Source organism: Mesorhizobium sp. M4A.F.Ca.ET.022.05.2.1, from assembly GCF_003998845.1.
GTDB lineage: Bacteria > Pseudomonadota > Alphaproteobacteria > Rhizobiales > Rhizobiaceae > Mesorhizobium.
Genome location: NZ_RZOJ01000578.1, coordinates 1 through 2,848 on the forward strand (window position 1 = coordinate 1; position 2,848 = coordinate 2,848).

3 protein-coding genes are annotated in these 2,848 nt (G+C 66.7%); all 3 read right to left on the bottom strand.

Going from position 1 to position 2,848, the window contains the following annotated elements; genetic code table 11:
- On the bottom strand, window positions 1–1,097 hold a 1,097-nt coding region (locus tag EN745_RS33000), incomplete at its 3' end, for an LLM class flavin-dependent oxidoreductase (protein WP_127423182.1).
- Window positions 1,094–2,041 (bottom strand): LLM class flavin-dependent oxidoreductase, encoded by a 948-nt coding sequence (locus EN745_RS33005; protein ID WP_127423183.1) that lies wholly within the window; start codon window positions 2,039–2,041, stop codon window positions 1,094–1,096. The genes EN745_RS33005 and EN745_RS33000, both read right to left, overlap by 4 nt.
- A 77-nt stretch (window positions 2,042–2,118) precedes the next feature.
- On the bottom strand, window positions 2,119–2,848 hold a 730-nt coding region (locus EN745_RS33010), incomplete at its 5' end, for a substrate binding domain-containing protein (RefSeq protein WP_127423184.1).

Genomic DNA, 2,848 nt, shown 5'->3' on the forward strand with positions numbered 1-2,848 from the left:
CCTTCGAAGCGCGCCTGCAATTCGTCGGCGATCTGCGCCGGCGTGCCGACGATCCGCCAATGACCGCGGGCGCCGGCGAAATGGCGGGCAAGCTGGCGGATGGAAAGGCCGTCGCGGCGCGACTGCTCGACGACCAGCGCCTGCCGGCTCTTCATGCCCTCACTCTCCGGCAGTTCCGGCAGCGGCCCGTCGATCGGATAGCGCCAGAGGTCGGAAATGCTGAGATAGCTGGAGAGCAGCGCCACGCCGACCTCGTCCGGGATCAGCTCCTGCAATTCCTCATGCTTTGCCCGGGCTTCCGGCTCGGTCGCCGCGACGACCGGCGCGACGCCGGGCATGATCTTGACGTCGCCCGACGTGCGCCCATAGGCAGCGAGCCGGCCCTTGACGTCGTCATAGAAGGCCTTCGCCTCCTCAAACGTCTGGGCCGCGCTGAACACGACATCGGCGGTCCTGGCAGCGAGGTCCTTGCCGTCCTCCGAGGCTCCGGCCTGCACCATGACCGGCGCGCCCTGCGGCGAACGCGGCAGGTCGAGCGCGTCCCTGACGGAAAAGCTCTGGCCGTCATGATTGAGGCCGCCACTGCCGGCGCCACGCCACAGACCTGCGACCACAGCGGCGAATTCCCGGGCGCGTTCATAGCGGTCGGCATGCGAACGCAGGCCCATCGAGCCGAAATTGGCGGCTTCGATATTGCTTGCCGAAGTGACCAGGTTCCAGCCGGCGCGGCCGCCGCTCAGCTGGTCGAGCGAGGCAAAGGTGCGCGCCAGCCCGTAGGGCTCGTTGTAGCTGGTCGAAGCTGTCGAGACGAGGCCGATGCGCCCGGTCTGCACGGCGATCGCCGAAAGCAGGCTGATCGGCTCGAAACCGATCGAGCGCGAGGTCTGGCTGGCGATGCCGACATTGGCCTCGCGCAGGCCGGCGGCATCCTCGCAGAAGATCATGTCGAGCTTCGCCGCTTCGGCCGTGCGGGCGAGTTGTATGTAGTGGCCGATGTCGATGCCCGCGGTGACATGCGCCTTTGGATGGCGCCAGGCGGCGATGTGGTGGCCTGTCGCCCACAGGAACAGGCCGAGCTTCATCTGCCGCGGGCTCATGGTTTGCCTCCCGCCTCGAGTCCGAGATGCTGGCGCAACGTCGCTTCGGCACGTGCGGATTGAGCCAGGCCGCGACGCTGCAACTCCGGCAGCACGCGATCGGCAAAGGCCTCAAGTGAAGGAAGATCAGCCGGCAAAGCAAAATTGAGGCCGTCGCAGCCGTTCGAGTCGAACCCCGCTTCGAGCCTTTCGGCGGCCACGGTCACAAACACCTTAAGTGTTTCCGGCTTGCGCCCAGCAGCAAGCGCCCGTCGTTTCAGGTCGTCGCCGGCCACACCCGCCGACGGTTGCTCGTCCAGCAGGACGACGTCGGCGACGCGGGTGGCGAAGTCGAGGTCGGCCTCGGACAGGCCGGACATGACCAGCACCGGCGTGCCCTGCGGCGAGCGCGCCACGTTGAGCGGCCCGCGCACCGAAAAGCACTCGCCCTTGTGGTCAAGCAGGTGCATCTTCTGCGGATCGTGGAAGCGGCCGCCGGACTTGTCGAACAGCAGCGCATCGGCGTCCCAGCCCCTCCACAGGCCTTGCACGATGCCGATGAATTCTTCGGCGCGGCGGCGGAAATCACCTTCGGAAAACCCTTCCGGCCGGCTGAAATTGGCGGCCTGGCGCGGATCCTGGACCATCGTCGCGTTCCAGCCGATACGGCCGTGGCTGATGATGTCGAGGGAAGCAAAGCGACGCGCCAGATTGTAGGGCTGGTGCGCGAGCGTCGAGGCCCCGGCGACGAGCCCGATCCTTTCGGTCAGCGTCGCGAGCGCCGCCAGCAGCGTCGTTGCCTCGAACGGGCTGGTTGATCGAGCGCCGTTGGCTGCGGTATCGGAAACGACGACCATGTCGACCCCTGCCGCCTCCGCTTTCCGCACGAAGCCGGCTATGCGGCGGAAGTCCAGGCCGGCCTGTCCGTCGGTGGCAGCAATGTCGAGCGAAATGGCGAGATGCATGACGCGAACCTAAGTCCGCCTTCGCGCAAGGCAAGTCCGTCGGGTGGGCCAGCGGGCCGTCACTTGCCGGCCAGCCCCTACTTGCCGGCAAGAATATCCTTGATCAGCCGCTGGCAGCGCTCGGCCATGAAATCGAGCAGCAGCCGCACTTTCGGGTCCTGCAGCTTCTTGTGCGGGTAGACGGCGGCGAACTGCACCGGCGTCGGCGGTGTCTTGGCCAGGATCACCTTCAGCCGTTGGTCGCGGATGAAAGGCTCGACCTCGAAGCGCGGCTTGTTGATGATGCCACGACCCGACAGCGCCCAGCCGGTCAGCACATCGCCGTCATCGGTGTCGTACGGCCCGTGCACCTCGAATTTCTGCGGGCCGGCCGGCGTCTGCAGCGTCCACACATATTCGCGCGCGCCGGCATAGCGCAGCATCAGGCAATCGTGCTTCTTGCCGATCAATTCCTGCGGCTCGGCCGGCTCGCCGCGCGCCTCCAGATATTTCGGCGCCGCCACCAGCACCCGCTCGCATTCCATGATGCCGCGCATCCTGAGGCTGGAATCCTCGATGATGCCCAGCCGGAAGGCGACGTCGATGCCTTCCTTCATGATGTCGACATTGTGATCCGAAAGCCTGAGCCGCACCTCGATATCAGGGTATTTGTCGTGGAAGTCCGGAATGCCGGAGGCCACCAGCCGCCGCCCGAGGCCGAGCGGCGCCGTCACCTTGATCGTGCCGCGCGGCTGGCCGGACAATGCCGAGACGGCGGCCTCCGCCTCGGTGATCGCCTCCAGCACCTGCTTGGCGCCGGTGTAGAAC

Excerpts from the sequence above, each read along its gene's own strand:
- EN745_RS33005 (WP_127423183.1), bottom strand. The coding sequence starts at position 2,041 with ATGCATCTCGCCATTTCGCTCGACATTGCTGCCACCGACGGACAGGCC.